Annotated in this window: 16 protein-coding genes and 1 tRNA gene; 12 read left to right on the top strand and 5 right to left on the bottom strand. The window is 58.3% G+C overall.

Features of this window, described 5'->3' with window-relative positions:
• Positions 1 to 5: 5 nt before the first annotated feature.
• From FS804_RS12005 to glpK, 6 genes are all read left to right on the top strand, one after another.
• Positions 6 to 1076 (top strand): ABC transporter ATP-binding protein, encoded by a 1071-nt coding sequence (locus tag FS804_RS12005; protein ID WP_144576763.1) that lies wholly within the window; start codon positions 6 to 8, stop codon positions 1074 to 1076.
• Positions 1077 to 1078: 2 nt separating this feature from the next.
• Positions 1079 to 1945 carry a carbohydrate ABC transporter permease gene (locus FS804_RS12000; RefSeq protein ID WP_144576762.1) on the top strand — a complete coding sequence of 289 codons (867 nt, stop codon included), beginning with the start codon at positions 1079 to 1081 and terminating at the stop codon, positions 1943 to 1945.
• A gap of 1 nt (position 1946) precedes the next feature.
• Entirely contained in the window at positions 1947 to 2861 is a 915-nt protein-coding gene (locus FS804_RS11995; RefSeq protein WP_144576761.1) for a carbohydrate ABC transporter permease, read from the top strand.
• 2 nt (positions 2862 to 2863) lie between these two features.
• Positions 2864 to 3157 carry a DUF2160 domain-containing protein gene (locus FS804_RS11990; protein ID WP_063950269.1) on the top strand — a complete coding sequence of 98 codons (294 nt, stop codon included), beginning with the start codon at positions 2864 to 2866 and terminating at the stop codon, positions 3155 to 3157.
• Between the two features lie 74 nt (positions 3158 to 3231).
• Entirely contained in the window at positions 3232 to 4953 is a 1722-nt protein-coding gene (locus FS804_RS11985; protein ID WP_063950270.1) for an ABC transporter substrate-binding protein, read from the top strand.
• A gap of 70 nt (positions 4954 to 5023) precedes the next feature.
• The gene (glpK, locus tag FS804_RS11980) at positions 5024 to 6523 is read left to right on the top strand and encodes a glycerol kinase GlpK (RefSeq protein WP_144576760.1); all 1500 of its coding nucleotides are present in this window, start codon (positions 5024 to 5026) and stop codon (positions 6521 to 6523) included.
• Between the two features lie 6 nt (positions 6524 to 6529).
• Here glpK and FS804_RS11975 read toward each other — a convergent pair whose 3' ends face one another.
• The gene (locus tag FS804_RS11975) at positions 6530 to 7390 is read right to left on the bottom strand and encodes a LysR family transcriptional regulator (RefSeq protein WP_144576759.1); all 861 of its coding nucleotides are present in this window, start codon (positions 7388 to 7390) and stop codon (positions 6530 to 6532) included.
• Between the two features lie 98 nt (positions 7391 to 7488).
• Here FS804_RS11975 and FS804_RS11970 point away from each other — a divergent pair, with 98 nt between their 5' ends.
• Positions 7489 to 8508, top strand: coding sequence for a bile acid:sodium symporter family protein (locus FS804_RS11970; protein WP_144576758.1), 1020 nt, complete (start codon positions 7489 to 7491; stop codon positions 8506 to 8508).
• A gap of 62 nt (positions 8509 to 8570) precedes the next feature.
• Here the strand turns inward: FS804_RS11970 and hspL are convergent, their stop codons facing one another.
• Positions 8571 to 9053: a heat shock protein HspL gene (gene hspL, locus FS804_RS11965; protein ID WP_063950275.1), complete on the bottom strand. Its 483-nt coding sequence runs from the start codon at positions 9051 to 9053 to the stop codon at positions 8571 to 8573.
• Positions 9054 to 9214: 161 nt separating this feature from the next.
• Here hspL and FS804_RS11960 point away from each other — a divergent pair, with 161 nt between their 5' ends.
• The gene (locus FS804_RS11960) at positions 9215 to 9460 is read left to right on the top strand and encodes a hypothetical protein (RefSeq protein ID WP_144576757.1); all 246 of its coding nucleotides are present in this window, start codon (positions 9215 to 9217) and stop codon (positions 9458 to 9460) included.
• A complete protein-coding gene (locus tag FS804_RS11955) occupies positions 9432 to 10373 on the top strand; it encodes an alpha/beta fold hydrolase (RefSeq protein WP_144576756.1) in 942 nt (313 codons plus the stop codon). The genes FS804_RS11960 and FS804_RS11955 overlap by 29 nt, the downstream gene beginning before the upstream one ends.
• Before the next feature lie 21 nt (positions 10374 to 10394).
• Here the strand turns inward: FS804_RS11955 and hisN are convergent, their stop codons facing one another.
• Together hisN and FS804_RS11945 are read right to left on the bottom strand one after the other, a co-directional pair.
• Entirely contained in the window at positions 10395 to 11171 is a 777-nt protein-coding gene (hisN, locus tag FS804_RS11950) for a histidinol-phosphatase (RefSeq protein WP_144576755.1), read from the bottom strand.
• A 312-nt stretch (positions 11172 to 11483) separates the two neighbouring features.
• Positions 11484 to 12368, bottom strand: coding sequence for an N-formylglutamate amidohydrolase (locus FS804_RS11945; RefSeq protein ID WP_144576754.1), 885 nt, complete (start codon positions 12366 to 12368; stop codon positions 11484 to 11486).
• Between the two features lie 181 nt (positions 12369 to 12549).
• Between FS804_RS11945 and cpdR the strand changes: the two genes are divergently transcribed.
• A complete protein-coding gene (cpdR, locus tag FS804_RS11940) occupies positions 12550 to 12912 on the top strand; it encodes a cell cycle two-component system response regulator CpdR (protein ID WP_003497910.1) in 363 nt (120 codons plus the stop codon).
• Positions 12913 to 12993: 81 nt separating this feature from the next.
• Positions 12994 to 13068 (top strand) — tRNA-Val (locus FS804_RS11935).
• 158 nt (positions 13069 to 13226) lie between these two features.
• Here the strand turns inward: FS804_RS11935 and FS804_RS11930 are convergent.
• Complete coding sequence (locus tag FS804_RS11930; RefSeq protein WP_144576753.1) at positions 13227 to 15263, bottom strand: NADH:flavin oxidoreductase; 2037 nt, start codon at positions 15261 to 15263, stop codon at positions 13227 to 13229.
• A gap of 141 nt (positions 15264 to 15404) precedes the next feature.
• On the opposite strand from FS804_RS11930, the gene FS804_RS11925 reads away from it, so the two are divergent.
• A complete protein-coding gene (locus tag FS804_RS11925; protein WP_063950281.1) occupies positions 15405 to 16037 on the top strand; it encodes a TetR/AcrR family transcriptional regulator in 633 nt (210 codons plus the stop codon).
• Positions 16038 to 16047 lie beyond the last annotated feature (10 nt).

The following is a 16047-nucleotide window of genomic DNA, read 5'->3' as shown; positions in this document are numbered from 1 at the left end:
CGGTCATGGCACGCATCACCCTCGATCACATCCGCCACGCCTATAACGCCAAGGCGCAGGCTGCAGGCGATTATGCCCTGAAGGAAGTCCATCACGAATGGGAAGATGGCGGTGCCTATGCACTTCTCGGCCCCTCCGGCTGCGGCAAGACCACGTTGCTCAACATCATTTCCGGCCTCCTGCGCCCATCCGAAGGCCGCATCGCTTTCGACGGAACAGACGTGACGGATTTTGCAACTGAAGACCGCAACATCGCGCAGGTGTTCCAGTTTCCGGTCGTTTACGACACGATGACGGTTTACGACAATCTGGCTTTTCCGCTGCGCAACCGGCATGTGCCGGAAGCCGAAGTGGAGCGCCGCGTTCGGGAAATCCTCGAGATGACCGACCTTTCCGGCATGGCCAAACGCAGGGCCCGCGGATTGACGGCGGACCAGAAGCAGAAGATTTCATTGGCGCGTGGCCTCGTACGCTCCGACGTCAACGCAATCCTGTTCGATGAGCCGCTAACGGTCATCGATCCGCATATGAAATGGGTGCTGCGCTCACAGTTGAAACGGCTACACCGGCAATCGGGTTTCACCATGGTCTACGTCACGCACGACCAGACCGAAGCGCTGACCTTCGCCGACAAGGTGGTGGTCATGTATGATGGGCAGATCGTTCAGATCGGCACGCCGGCCGAGCTATTCGAACGGCCGGGGCATACATTCGTCGGTTATTTCATCGGCTCGCCGGGCATGAACGTGCTGCCAGCCCATATTGAGGGGACGACGGCTGTGGTCGGCGGTCTTGGTGTGCCGCTGGCAGGTGCGCCAAAAGTTGATGGAGCGCAGCGCATCGAAATCGGCATCCGCCCGGAATTCGTCCGGCTGGAGCGCGGCGGCATGCCGATCAGCATCGACAAGGTCGAGGATATCGGCCGCCAGAAGATCGTCCGTGCCCGCTTTGCCGGCCAGAAACTGGCGATTGTCGTTGCCGAGGACGAGGAAATCCCGGCGGAGGCGGGTGTGCGCTTCGATCCGGCCGCCATCGGCGTTTTCGCTGATTCCTGGCGTGTGAAGATGGGGGCCTGACCATGGAAAAAAGCTGGAACAACAAGGCATGGTTCATGGTGCTGCCGGTGCTGGTGCTGGTCGCCTTCTCCGCCGTCATTCCGCTGATGACCGTCGTGAATTATTCGGTACAGGACACTTTCGGCAATAACCAATTTTTCTGGGCAGGAACCCAATGGTTCGAGGAAATTCTTGCCTCTGATCGTTTCTGGGATGCGCTGGGGCGCAACCTGCTATTCTCCGGCATCATCCTGGCCATTGAAATCCCGCTCGGCATCTTTATTGCGCTCAAAATGCCGAAGTCCGGCATCGGCGTGCCTATCTGCCTCGTCACCATGGCGTTGCCGCTGCTGGTCCCGTGGAACGTCGTCGGCACGATCTGGCAGGTTTTCGGCCGCAGCGATATCGGGCTCCTCGGTTATTATGCCAATCAACTCGGGCTTGACTATAACTATGTCAACGATCCCGTCGACGCATGGATTACCGTCGTCATCATGGATGTCTGGCACTGGACGAGCCTTGTCGTGCTCTTGTGTTATGCCAGCCTCGTTTCCATTCCGGACGCCTATTATCAGGCGGCAAGGATCGACGGCGCGTCGCGTTTCGCGGTGTTCCGGTTCCTCCAGCTGCCGAAGATGAAGCGGGTCCTGCTTATTGCCTTCCTGCTGCGCTTCATGGACAGTTTCATGATCTATACCGAGCCTTTCGTCGTCACCGGGGGCGGCCCGGGCAATTCCACAACCTTCCTGTCCATCGATCTCGTCAAGGTGGCGCTCGGCCAGTTCGATCTCGGCCCGGCAGCAGCCATGTCGCTGATCTACTTCCTCATAATCCTGCTGTTGTCCTGGGTGTTCTACACCGTGATGACCAGCCACGACGCGGAGACCTGAGATGAGCGCTTCCAATGTCACGACCGGGGTGGAACGTAATGGCCTGAATGCAGGCTCCGCGGTGTCGGTGCGGCCGAGCTTCGCCGCGACAGCGCGGTCACGCCGCCACCATGGACCATCACGCTTTTCCTGGCTGGTGCCGACGGTTTATATTCTGCTTCTGCTCATCCCGATCTATTGGCTTATCAATATGAGCTTCAAGACGAATGCGGAAATCGTCTCATCCATGACGCTCTATCCGCACGAGCCGACGCTGCAGAACTATCGGACGATCTTCAACGATTCATCCTGGTATTCCGGGTATATCAACTCGATCACCTATGTCGTCATGAACATGGTGATCTCCGTCGCTGTCGCGCTGCCAGCAGCCTATGCCTTTTCGCGCTACCGTTTTCTCGGCGACAAACACCTGTTCTTCTGGCTTTTGACCAACCGCATGGCGCCGCCCGCCGTCTTTGCGCTGCCGTTCTTCCAGCTTTACTCTGCATTCGGACTGATCGACACCCACATTGCCGTGGCGCTCGCGCATTGCCTGTTCAACGTCCCGTTGGCGGTGTGGATCCTCGAAGGTTTCATGTCCGGTGTGCCGAAGGAAATCGACGAGACCGCTTATATTGACGGTTATTCCTTCCCGAAATTCTTCGTGAAGATTTTCATGCCGCTCATCGCTTCCGGCATCGGCGTCGCCTGCTTCTTCAGCTTCATGTTCTCGTGGGTCGAGCTTCTGATCGCCCGTACCCTGACGACGACGGACGCAAAACCGATTGCCGCGACGATGACACGCACCGTTTCCGCCGCCGGCATGGACTGGGGGCTTCTTGCAGCCGCCGGTGTGCTGACGTTGATACCGGGCGCGTTGGTGATCTGGTTCGTGCGCAATTACATCGCCAAGGGCTTCGCGCTGGGGAGGGTTTGACCATGACGAAGATGCCCGATTTCACCTGGATGGCATGGACCTGGCAGACGGCGGCCTTCTTCTGCACCATCGCCGTCCTGCTGGTCGGCATGTGGCTCTGGGAACGTTTGTCGCCCGGCGGCAATCCCCGCTTCGGTCTGTTGCGCTTCGAGACGACGCGTGGTGACAGGCTGTTCATCTCGCTGCTTGGCAGCGCGTTTATTCATCTCGCATGGCTCGGGCTGGTCGGCCCGAACCTGTGGTGGGCTCTCGCTCTGTCTCTGGTCTACGCCATCGGCGTTTTCCGTTTTGTATAGAGCAGGAAATGGTGCGGACGAGGAAAACCGCACTTGCAGACTTCATGCAATCGCAACCTTTGGGAGGGAATGACATGCGACGGCATCTGATGACGACGACGGCAGCCATGCTGCTGGCAATGACAGGTTCGGCTTTTGCCGGAATGGAGGAAGCAAAGCAGTTTCTGGACAAGGAAATCGGCGACATGTCGGCGCTTTCCCGTGCGGAGCAGGAAAAGGAAGTGCAATGGTTCATCGATGCCGCGAAGCCTTTCGCGGGCATGGAGATCAAGGTGGTTTCCGAATCTCTCACCACCCACGAGTATGAATCAAAGGTTCTGGCGCCGGCCTTTACCGCCATTACCGGCATCAAGGTGACGCACGACCTCATCCAGGAAGGTGACGTTGTCGAAAAGATCCAGACCCAGATGCAAACCGGCCAGAACCTCTACGATGGCTGGGTCAACGACAGCGATCTCATCGGCACCCATTGGCGTTACCAGCAGGTCCGCAACCTGACCGACTTCATGGCCAATGAAGGCAAGGACGTCACCAATCCCGGTCTCGACCTCAAGGACTTCATCGGCAGCGCGTTCACGACGGCGCCGGACAAGAAGCTCTACCAGCTTCCTGACCAGCAATTCGCGAACCTCTACTGGTTCCGTTACGACTGGTTCAACGACGACAAGAACAAGGCGGACTTCAAGGCCAAGTACGGCTACGACCTCGGCGTTCCCGTCAACTGGTCGGCCTATGAGGACATCGCCGAATTCTTCACCGGCCGCGATGTCGGCGGCAAGAAGGTCTTTGGCCATATGGACTACGGCAAGAAGGACCCCTCGCTTGGCTGGCGTTTCACCGATGCCTGGCTTTCCATGGCTGGCAACGGCGACAAGGGCCTGCCAAACGGCCTGCCGGTCGATGAATGGGGCATCAAGGTCAATGACAAGTCGCAGCCGGTCGGTTCCTGCGTAGCGCGCGGCGGCGATACCAATGGCCCGGCCTCGGTCTATTCCATCGAGAAATATCTTGAGTGGCTGAAGAAATATGCGCCGCCGGAAGCACAGGGCATGACCTTCTCCGAGTCAGGACCGGTGCCTGCACAGGGCAACATTGCCCAGCAGATCTTCTGGTACACGGCGTTCACGGCCGATATGGCCAAGCCGGGCTTGCCTGTCGTGAACGAGGACGGGTCGCCGAAATGGCGTGTCGCACCCTCGCCACATGGCGTCTACTGGAAGGACGGCATGAAGCTTGGCTATCAGGATGTGGGTTCCTGGACGCTGATGAAATCCACGCCTGACGACCGAGCCAAGGCCGCATGGCTTTATGCGCAGTTCGTGACCTCGAAAACCGTGGATGTGAAGAAGAGCCACGTCGGTCTCACCTTCATTCGTGACAGCACCATCCATCACAAGAGCTTCTCGGACCGTGCCTCCAAGCTCGGTGGTCTCGTCGAGTTCTATCGCTCGCCGGCCCGCGTCCAATGGTCGCCGACGGGGACGAACGTTCCTGACTATCCAAAGCTGGCGCAGCTGTGGTGGCAGGCAATCGGCGATGCGTCGTCGGGTGCCAAAACCGCACAGGCAGCGATGGACTCGCTCTGCGCCGAGCAGGAAAAGGTCATGGGCCGTCTCGAACGTGCCGGCGTGCAGGGCGATATCGGCCCTAAGCTGGCGGAAGAGCATGATATTGAATACTGGAACAAGGACGCCGTTTCGAAGGGCAATCTGGCGCCGCAACTGAAGATTGCCAACGAAAAGGAAAAGCCGGTCACCGTCAACTACGACGAACTGGTCAAAAGCTGGCAGAAGTAATGTCTGCCTAAAATCTTGAAACCGGGGCGGCTCTGCCGCCCCGTCATTGCGTTTGAAAGGGAGTTACATAATGGGCGGTTATATTCTGGCGATCGATCAGGGCACGACATCGACGAGGTCGATGGTCTTTGATCGCGACATGCGGGTCATCGGTGTCGGCCAGCGAGAATTTCCGCAGCATTTCCCTGCCTCCGGCTGGGTCGAACATGATGCCGAGGATATCTGGAAAAGCGTGCTCGAAACCATCCGGCTGGCGCTTGCAGATGCCGGCATTGCCGCCTCCGATATTGCGGCAATAGGCATCACCAACCAGCGCGAAACGACGGTGCTGTGGGACCGCAATACCGGCGAGGCCGTGCACCGGGCCGTGGTCTGGCAGGATCGGCGCGCCGCGCCCATCTGCGAGGATCTGAAACGCCGCGGACTGGAGCCGCTCTTTTCAAGAAAGACCGGGCTGCTGCTTGACCCTTATTTCTCCGGTACCAAGCTGAAATGGCTTCTCGATAGCGTCAGCGGCCTTCGTGAAAAAGCCGTGAAGGGCGACATCTGCTTCGGCACCGTTGACAGCTTTCTGATCTATCGCCTCACCGGCGGTCGTCGCCATGTGACCGACGCCACCAATGCTTCGCGCACGTTGATCTATAATATCGAAGACAATGCCTGGGATGACGAGTTGCTGTCGATCCTGGATATTCCGCGCGCCATGCTGCCGGAAGTGCTGGATTGCGCCGCCGATTTTGGTGTGACGGACAAGTCGCTGCTGGGTGCGGAAATTCCGATCCTGGGTGTGGCCGGCGATCAGCAGGCGGCCGTGATCGGCAATGCCTGCTTTGAGCCGGGCATGATGAAATCCACCTATGGCACCGGCTGTTTCGCGCTCCTTAACACCGGCACCGACCGGGTCGCCTCGACAAACCGGTTGCTGACGACCATTGCCTATCGCCTCGACGGCGTGACGACCTATGCGCTGGAAGGCTCGATCTTTATTGCCGGTGCCGCCGTGCAGTGGCTGCGTGACGAGCTTGGGTTCATCTCTATTGCATCTGAAGTCAGCGCGCTTGCCGAAAAAGCCGATCCCAAGCAGCGGGTCTATCTCGTGCCGGCCTTCACCGGTCTTGGCGCGCCCTATTGGGATGCCGAAGCGCGCGGTGCGATTTTCGGCCTGACGCGGGGCACCGGGCCGGCGGAATTTGCCCGCGCGGCGCTGGAAAGCGTCGCCTATCAGACGTTTGATCTGCTGGATGCCATGCGCAAGGACTGGGCGGGTGACAATGGCAAAACGGTGCTGAGGGTCGATGGCGGCATGGTCGCCTCCGATTGGACCATGCAGCGGCTGGCGGATATTCTCGCTGCGCCCGTCGATAGACCTGTCTTTCTGGAGACGACCATCCTGGGTGCCGCTTGGCTTGCGGCCTCACGCGCAGGCATCTGGCCGGACCGCAAGGCTTTCGCTGACCATTGGCGACGCGACCGCCGCTTCAGCCCCGAGATGGACGATGGGGAGCGGAAAAACGCGATCGCCGGTTGGCGTGACAGCGTCGGCCGCTGCCTGTCAAACCGGAACAATTAAGGCGCGTTAGACGAAGCTGCCGGGTGCGATGCTCTTGCTCGACACGAGGTCGGAAAGGGCGCGCACCAGCTTCGCATCGACGCCCTTGCTCGGCTGAAGCACAAATTCGACATCCTCAAGGATGGGTAGCACGCCGGCGGTAATCTCCTTAAGACCGGACGGTGCCATGCTGCGTGGCTGCACCAGAATACCCATGCCCGCCCTTGCCGCAGCAGTAAGTCCGCTCAGGCTGCCGCAGGTGCAGACGATTCGCCAGGAGAGTCCGGCCCGGTCCAACGCTTCCTGTGCGGCCTTTCTGGTAATGCTCGGCGGCGGGAAGGCGATCAACGGCAGGGCATCCGGCTGGTTCAGCATGCGTTCGGGGTCACGCGCCAGCCAGACGAGTGGTTCACGGTAAAGGAAATGGCCAAGCTTGTCGCCCAGGCGGCGTTTTGCCAGTACCACATCCAGCTCACCATTATCCTGCATCTGGTAAAGCACCCCACTCAGCGAAACCGTCAGCTCCAGATCCACAAGGGGATAAAGGCGGATGAATTCCTCCAGGATGGCCGTGAGCCGGCTCGCGACGAAATCCTCTGACACGCCAAGCCGTAGCCGCCCACGCAGACGACTTTCGGTGAAGAGCGACGACACTTTGCTGTCGATTTCGAGCATGTTGCGGGCGTAACCAAGCAATGCCTCACCCTCGCCAGTCAGCTTCACCTGATGCGTGTTGCGTGCGATCAGTCGCCGGCCAAGCGATGCCTCAAGCCTTTGAATATGCTGGCTGACGGTAGATTGCCCAATGCCGAGCCGTTCGGCGGCGAGGGTGAAACTGCCGGTTTGCTGCAACATGACGAAGCTGGCAAGATGTTGAAGGTTCAGCATTATCTCAAATCATGATAACTGTTAGTCTTTGCATCCGAAATCATGATGATGGATAGTGGCGGGCGTTTCAAGCAAAACCAATGCCGGAAAGACGTCCCATGACCCGCTTCTTACCCGACCGTTTCACCATGATGCTGGTGGCCACCGTAATTCTGGCTTCCATTCTGCCGATCAGTGGCGAGCCGGCTGAATATTTCGGGCTTGCGACGAAACTTGCCATCGCCCTGCTGTTCTTCCTGCATGGCGCGCGCCTTTCGCGCGATGTGGTCATTGCGGGCATTCTGCACTGGCGCCTGCATCTGGCGATTCTGCTCGTCACCTTCGGCCTTTTCCCGCTTCTCGGTGTGGCGATCGGCTTCATTCCCGAAAGCATCCTTCCGGCACCGCTCTATATGGGCGTACTGTTTCTCTGCGTGCTGCCATCCACCGTGCAGTCTTCGATCGCCTTCACGTCAATGGCGGGCGGAAACGTGCCGGCGGCAATCTGTTCGGCCTCGGCATCGAACATTTTCGGCATGTTCCTGACGCCACTCCTCGTCGGTCTGTTGTTTTCGGTCGGGGGCCACGGCGGTGGATTTTCGCTGGACGCGTTCCTGCAAATCTTCCTGCAATTGCTTCTGCCCTTCATCGCCGGCCAGGTGCTGCAGCCCTGGATCGGCGACTGGATCCGGGCGCGCAAGAAGCTTCTGTCACCTGTCGATCGCGGTTCGATCCTGATGGTGGTCTATCTGGCGTTTTCCGATGCGGTCATCGAGGGTATCTGGCACACGTTTTCCATCAGGGATATCGGCGTCGTCGTCCTCATCAACATTGTGCTTCTGGCGTTGGTTCTCTGCGCGACAATGTTCGGCAGCCGTCTGCTTGGTTTCGATAAGGCGGATGAAATCACCATCACCTTCTGCGGTTCGAAGAAGAGCCTTGCGAGCGGCGTGCCGATGGCGGGCGCAATCTTCGCAGGGCAGAGCATCGGCGCGATAGTTCTGCCGATCATGCTGTTCCACCAGATCCAGTTGATGGTCTGCGCGGTTCTCGCCCAGCGTTACGCCCGTAAGGCGCATGAAAAGGCGGCGGTAGCCGAAGCGGCTGCAGCAGAAGGCTCGGTCGCCTCCGCTCGATAAAGCGCTCTCCCATAACAAAAACGGCCCCGCGAGGGGGCCGTCCGTCTTGCCTGTCGGAATCCTTAGTTGACCTGAGCCGGGGTAACCTGAGCTTCGATCGTCTTCGGCGCATCGGCGCTGTCGGACGAGATCGCGATGCGGCGCGGCTTCATGGCTTCCGGAATATTGCGAACGAGGTCGATGTGAAGCAGCCCGTTCTTCAGGGAAGCGGTCTGCACTTCGACGTGATCTGCAAGCTGGAAGCGGCGTTCAAAAGCGCGGGTCGCGATGCCGCGATACAGGAACTCGCCTTCAGTCGTTTTGTCGTCCGTGGCCTTTTCGGCCTTCACTGTCAGCGCATTGGCGCGGGATTCAATGCTAAGTTCGGTTTCATCGAAACCGGCAACCGCCATGGTGATGCGATAGGTATTTTCGCCTGTCCGTTCGATATTATAGGGCGGATAGGACTGAGCCTGCTCGGGCTGGCCAAGGCCGTCAAGCATCGAAAAAAGACGGTCGAAGCCGACGGTGGAGCGATAGAGAGGGGAAAAATCAACGTGGCGCATGGTGTCCTCCTTAAGAAGCGACTGTTTGCGGTTAGGTCCACCACCCCGTTCTGGCAATGGTTGGACATTTGGCGCGGTCCCGATCTGGCGACCGCACGAATGAGATGGGAATGCTGACACGCGGCGTCAAGAGGCGTGAAAAGACGAAAGCAATATGAACCATGGCTGAACATCCGGTTCCGGGATCGTTCAGTTTGAGCGCCATAAAACTGCGGTCATCGGAGGCATGCTCCGTCGGCAGAAGCAATAACGTCCCTTCTTCTTCTGTCATACTGGCCGGAACCGCGACTGCTTTAACCGACGGTTCCGGCAATTTTTTCTTTGACCTTCCCGCGCCGCCGACCTATCCCGAAAGGGCAGAAAAGCCGGAAAAGACCGATGATCGAAGCCACCTTGCGCGCCAGTGAAGACAACCCGGTTCCCGGCAACCATACCGTCGGATATTTTACCGGACATGGCGGCAAACAGCTTCGATATGCGATCTTCCGTTCCAGCCGCTCCCTTGCCCGCGGAACGGTGGTACTGCTTCACGGCCGGAACGAATGTATCGAGAAATATTTCGAGACTGTCGCCGACTTGACGGCCATGGGCTTCTGGGTCGCGACCTTCGATACAAGGGGGCAGGGCGGATCGGAACGGCTCCTGAACAAGCCGGGTGTCGGGCATGTACGGCGATTTTCGGACTATACGCGCGATATTAGCCTGTTTCTTGAGCAGGTTGTGCTGCCGGATACGCGGCTGCCCTTCTTCATGATCGCCCACTCCACCGGCGCGCTTGCGGCCCTTGCTGCCGCTCCCGGCTTGGCCAATCGTATCGACCGCCTGGCCTTGTGTTCGCCCTTCATCGAGCTCGACAGCCAGCAGTCCGTCCCTTCATGGGTCATCAAGCTGGTTGCAACGACGTTCAGCCTCCTTGGACTGGGTCGAATTCAACTCGGAAGGGACCAGCGGGAGCGCGACTTTGACGGCAACCCGCTCACCTCAGACGCCACGCGTTTTTCCAGGAATCTGACCCTGCACCGGCAGTTTCCCGAACTATTCATCGGCGCGCCCACGGCACGCTGGGTCTACGAGGCGCTGAAGACGATGCGGCGTGTAACGCGTCAGGAGCACCTCACAAACATCATGGTGCCGACGCTCGTTCTGGCGCCCATGCTGGACACAATCACGCCCTATAAGGCGCAGGAGGAACTCTCACGCAATTTCCGGGCAGCGCAGCTTCTTCCGATCACCGGTGCGCGCCACGAATTGCTGCATGAGCGTGACGTTTTCCGCAAACAGGCGCTGGCGGCCATCGACGCGTTTTTCGCGCCGGAGTGATGGCCGCTTAAGCGGGCTGCCTCAGAGTTTTGAGAGAATGGCGAGCGCCTGTTCGTGCACCGCTTTTGAGCCAGCCGCCACGATGCGTCCGCCATTTTCCGGACGTCCCCCGTCCCACGTGGTCATGATGCCACCGGCCTGTTCGATGACAGGTATCAAGGCGCCGACGTCATAGGGCTTCAGGCCAGATTCGATCACGAGATCGACGTGACCGGCGGCGAGGAGGCAGTAGGCGTAACAATCCACGCCGTAACGGAAAAGCCGAACCTGGTCCTGGACTTTCTCGTAAACGGGCTTTTCTTCCTCGGTAAAGATGTGCGGCGTCGTGGTGAACAGAACGGCATCCGAAAGTGAGGTACAATCGCGCGTGCGTATCTTTCGTTCGCCATCCGGTCCGAAATACCAGGCAGCCTCGCCATCGGCGAAATAGCGTTCTTTGGTAAAGGGTTGGTCCATCATGCCCATTCTTGCGCGACCACCCGACTGGAACCCGATCAGCGTGCCCCAGACCGGCACGCCCGAAATAAACGCGCGTGTGCCGTCGATCGGGTCTATGACCCAGATGTGGTCGCGGTCGAGACCGACATTGCCGTGTTCTTCTCCAAGGATGCCGTGCTGCGGAAAACGCTGCTCGATAAGCGCACGAATGGCGGTTTCTGCTGCCTGATCGCCCTCCGTCACCGGATCATAGCCACCATCCTCCTTGTTCGTGACGGCTATGCCCGTGCGAAAGCGAGGAAGCGTTTCGGCGCTGGCGGCATCGGCAAGTTTAAAGAAGAAATCCCGATCGGGCAGCATGCTAAACCTCGTCGCTGGAAGAGTAATCAGTTTGGTGCCTCATCCTTAAACCGGAATGTCATCTGCCGTCCACCCGAATGCTTCGGACCGCACGGTTTCTAAATTTTCAGCAAAAGGTCAATAAATAGGCAAATAATAAAATGATTGACAATTAGGCATGGGCGGCGTAGCTTCATCCTACAGTCTTTGACTGTAAATACCCTCCTTGGGTGTTTCCTCCCTAGACTTGACCGCGCCAAGGCGCGGTTTTTTTGCCCGGTTTGGGAACCGGACGAGAGAGGCGGGGCCTGAAACAGTTTGTTAGCTGGTGAGTTATTCGGCGGCGAGAGACGTCTCGATCGCATATTCCGAAACAAACGCGCCGAGTTGGCGCATGAAGATTTCCAGCGATGCCTGGATGACGGGGAAATCGGGTTTTTTCAAAAGCGTTTTTTCATCGACATAAAGGCCACGATTGACTTCGATCTGTAACGCATGCAGCGAACGGATCGGCCGGCCATAATGCTCGGTGATGAAGCCGCCGGCATAGGGCTTGTTGCAGGTGGCGACGAAGCCCAGCTCCTTCAGGAAATGCAGGGCCGCGCGGGAGACCTCCTGCGACGCGCTGGTTCCATAGCGGTCGCCGATGATCACGTCCGGCTTGAGGTTGGAACCGGCGACATGGATATTACCGGGCATGGAATGACAATCGATCAGGACCGCCATGCCGAAATGGGCATGGGTGCGCGATAACAGGCGGCGCAGGCAGGCATGATAAGGTTTATAGATCGTCTCGATCCGCGAAAGCGCCTCCTCGACAGGCAGGCGGTGCGCGTAAATATCCATGTTTTCGGCGACGATGCGAGGCACCGTCCCAAGGCCACCGGCGACGCGCATGGAGCCGATATTGGCATAGGGCGGCAGCGTGCCGTCGAACATGCGCGGATCGAGTTCGTAAGGCTCGCGATTGACGTCGAGATAGGCGCGCGGGAAGTTGGCTTTCAGAAGCGGTGCGCCAATTTCTGGCGCCGCCTCAAAGAGCTCATCGACGAAATGATCTTCGGAGCGACGGATGTCGTGCGAATCGAGCCGTGCCGACTCGAGGAAGGAGATGGGATAGCAGCGGCCGCTATGGGGTGAATTATAGACAAATGGCAGGGTCTGGACGGCAGGTTCCGTTACTTCAAACAGCTCATATTCACCCGTCACCCAGTCCATTCAGTGCCATTTACCATGTCGTAAACTATCAGGAGGTTCATGTTGCCAGTTACGGTGCGGCAAGTCCATACTATCGCCCAAACAGCGCTATACCGATTCACGCGTTCACAGGATATTTACCGTGAAAATCCTATAATCGGGCTAGGGTATTCCAAACATTGAGCAGTTACGGTCACTTATGATGAATCAGAAAATTCTTCTCGCTGAAGACGACAACGATATGCGCCGCTTCCTCGTGAAAGCGCTGGAAAAAGCCGGTTACAAGGTTTCTTCCTTCGACAATGGCGCCAGCGCCTATGACCGGCTTCGCGAAGAGCCATTTTCGTTACTGCTGACCGACATCGTGATGCCTGAAATGGATGGCATCGAGCTCGCACGTCGCGCGACCGAACTCGATCCTGACCTGAAAGTCATGTTCATCACCGGCTTTGCAGCCGTTGCGCTGAACGCTGATTCGAAGGCTCCGAAGGATGCCAAGGTGCTTTCCAAGCCGTTCCATCTGCGCGATCTCGTGGATGAGGTGAACAAACTCCTTGTGGCGTAAGGCCTCTCAAAAAACCTTCACAAAACCGAAAAAAAGCAGTTGACGCATGAACCGGTTTTGTGGTCTATCCGCCGCAACGGAGGGCGTGTAGCTCAGCGGGAGAGCACTACGTTGACATCGTAGGGGTCACAGGTTCAATCCCTGTCACGCCCACCATCCGAATTCTTTATGTATCAAGGCCTTGCGATAAATCGCAGGGCCTTTTTGCTTGGTGGGCTCGAGCCATGAGTCGAACGGCGCCGCGGTGGATTGGTAGGCAGTCCTCATCGGGCCAACCTTCTCCATCTCCACCTCTCGCGCCGCGCCGATCCGCCTCAAATATCCTTGGCCAGGCGCAATGCATCGTAGATTGCCGCATGCGTGTTGCGCGCAGCGACGGCGTCGCCGATGCGGAAGAGCTGGTATGTGCCTTTAGGGTTGCGCTCCACCTTCTGGGACTTCCCCGCAAGCAGGTCGTCGTATGAAACTTCGCCAAGGTTCTTTGAACCAGGCTTGAGTTCAAAATAGAGGTCATCCAGCGGAACGGTGCCGTGATTGATGACGATCTGGTCCACCATCCTTGATTTCATCACGCCACCATAGTCGCTGCCGATATGGGCGATAAGCTGGTTACCTTGCTTCTCGGCCGCTTCCAGCCGATAGGTTACGGTGAAGGTGACGTCCAGCTTTTGCAGGGAGCGCATATAGGGAACGAGGTTCATGGCCATGACCTCCGGCGCGAAAGCGCGGTCCGGCGTCATGATTTCCACCTTTGCCCCGGCTTTTGCGAGAAATTCTGCGGCCTGTAGTCCGGCGTGGTCGCCGGCGTCGTCGTAAACCAGCACGTTCGTGCCCGGCTTCACGTCTCCCGAGATGATATCCCATGCAGAGACGACAAGGTCGTTGCCTTCGGACAGGACGTCCGTATGTGGCAATCCGCCTGTCGCAATAATGACGACGTCGGGTTTTTCGGAAAGCACCGTGTCCGCTTCTGCCCAGCTGTTGAAATTAAAAGTGACCCCTAGCCTCTCGCATTGGGCCATACGCCAGTCGATGATGCTGATCATTTCCCGACGCCGCTCGCTCTGCGCGGTCAGGCGGATCTGCCCCCCTGCATTGTTGGCAGCCTCGAAAACGACTACCTCATGCCCCCGTTCGGCGCAGACACGCGCGGCCTCCAGCCCTGCCGGCCCGGCACCGACGATCACCACTTTTCGGCGTTCTGCCGCCTTTGATATCTCGTGCGGCATGGTCTCCTCACGGCCTGTTGCCGCATTGTGGATGCAGAAGGCAAGGCCACCCTGATAGATCCGGTCGAGACAATAATTCGCGCCCACACAGGGCCGGATATCGTCCTCGCGTTTCTGCATGATCTTTCGCACGATATGCGGGTCGGTCATGTGGGCGCGCGTCATGCCCACCATGTCCAGCTTGCCGGACGCGATGGCGTGACGGGCGGTCGCGACGTCCTGGATCTTGGCGGCGTGAAAAGTCGGAAAATTTGTCGCGGCGCGGATTTCGCCGGCGAAATCGAGATGCGGCGCATTGGCCATGCCCTGGATAGGAATGACATCGGTCAGGCCGGGATCGGTGTCTATATGGCCTCTGATGACATTGAGATAATCGATCAGTCCGCTGTTCTTCAGCCGTCTGGCGATTTCGATTCCGTCAGCCTTTTCCGTGCCGCCCTCAAGACATTCGTCGGCTGTATAGCGGACACCGAGAATGAAATCGTCGCCCACGCGTTCGCGCATTGCCCTGAAAACATCGAGACAGAAGCGCATCCGGTTTTCAAGCGGGCCGCCATATGGGCCATCGAGCTCATTCGTCAACGGCGAGACGAACTGGTCGATGAGATGACCATAGGCCTCCAGCTCCACCCCATCCATCCCGCCAGCCTTCATCCGCTCGGCGGCATCGGCGAAATCCTTGATGATACGCTCGATGTCCCAATCCTCTATCTTCTTCGGAAATGCCCGGTGCGCCGCTTCGCGATGATGCGACGGCGCAAGGATCGGCAGCCAGTCGCCTTTGTCCCAGCGGGTACGTCGTCCAAGATGGGTCAACTGGATCATGATCGCAGCACCCTGTTCATGCACGGCGTCGGTCATGTCCCGGACCCAGGGAACGATCTCATCCTTGTAGGCGAGCAGATTGTTGAAGACGGGCGGGCTGTCCTTCGACACGGCCGCGGAACCCGCCGTCATTGTCAACGCGACACCACCTTTGGCGCGCTCTACCGTGTAGGCGCGATAGCGACCCTTCGGCATGCCGTCTTCCGGATAGGCGGGTTCGTGCGAGGTGACGATGATGCGATTGCGCAAGGTGAGGTGTTTCAGCTGATAGGGCTGCAGAAGGGGATCGCTCGACATGACCTGCTCCAAAGAGAATATTCCGAGCGAGGCTAAATGCGAATGTACACCCATGTCAATTTACAAAACATGTGTGAATATATATTTGACGTCGGTGTACTTTTTCTTGTCGCGCAGAGGCCAGTTTGCTAGAAACCTGTCATGGAAGCGACAATAAACGAAAACGGCTGGCGCGGTTCGCAGGAGGGGTGGCTAGGCGCCGCCTATCAGGCGTTGCTGGAATCCGGGGTCGACTCCGTGAAAATCCTGCCCCTGGCGAAAAAGCTCAACTTGTCCCGCACAAGCTTTTACTGGTTCTTTAAGGACCGGGAGGAATTACTGGCTGCGCTCGTCGCCCGCTGGCGGGAAAAAAATACCGGCAGCATCCTCCGGCAGTCGGAGGCCTACGCGGAGACACTGGCGGAGGCCATGCTGAATGTGTTCGATTGCTGGCTCGATCCATCGCTGTTTGATAGCCGATTTGAATTTGCGGTAAGAAGCTGGGCTCTTCAATCCGACGAAATTCTCGCGGAGGTCCGTAAGGCCGATGAGGCAAGAATGGGGGCACTCTCCCGCATGTTCGTCCGGTTCGGCCACAGCGAAAGCACGGCGGATGTGCGCGCACGCACCACCTATCTGGTGCAGATCGGCTATATTTCCATGCAATCCGAAGAAGATATCTCGGTACGCATGCAACGAATTCCGGATTACATTGCCATCTACACCGGCGAACAGCCGCAGCCGCGCGAGCTTGACCGGTTTCACGCGAGGCACGGCTACAAGCCCGTCAGGTGATGTGGAAGTC

The sequence above is a fragment of the Agrobacterium sp. DE0009 genome (genome assembly GCF_007680755.1).
Lineage (GTDB): Bacteria > Pseudomonadota > Alphaproteobacteria > Rhizobiales > Rhizobiaceae > Agrobacterium > Agrobacterium tumefaciens_B.
Note: the sequence above shows the minus strand (reverse complement) of the source record. Positions and strands in the feature narration are given on the sequence as shown.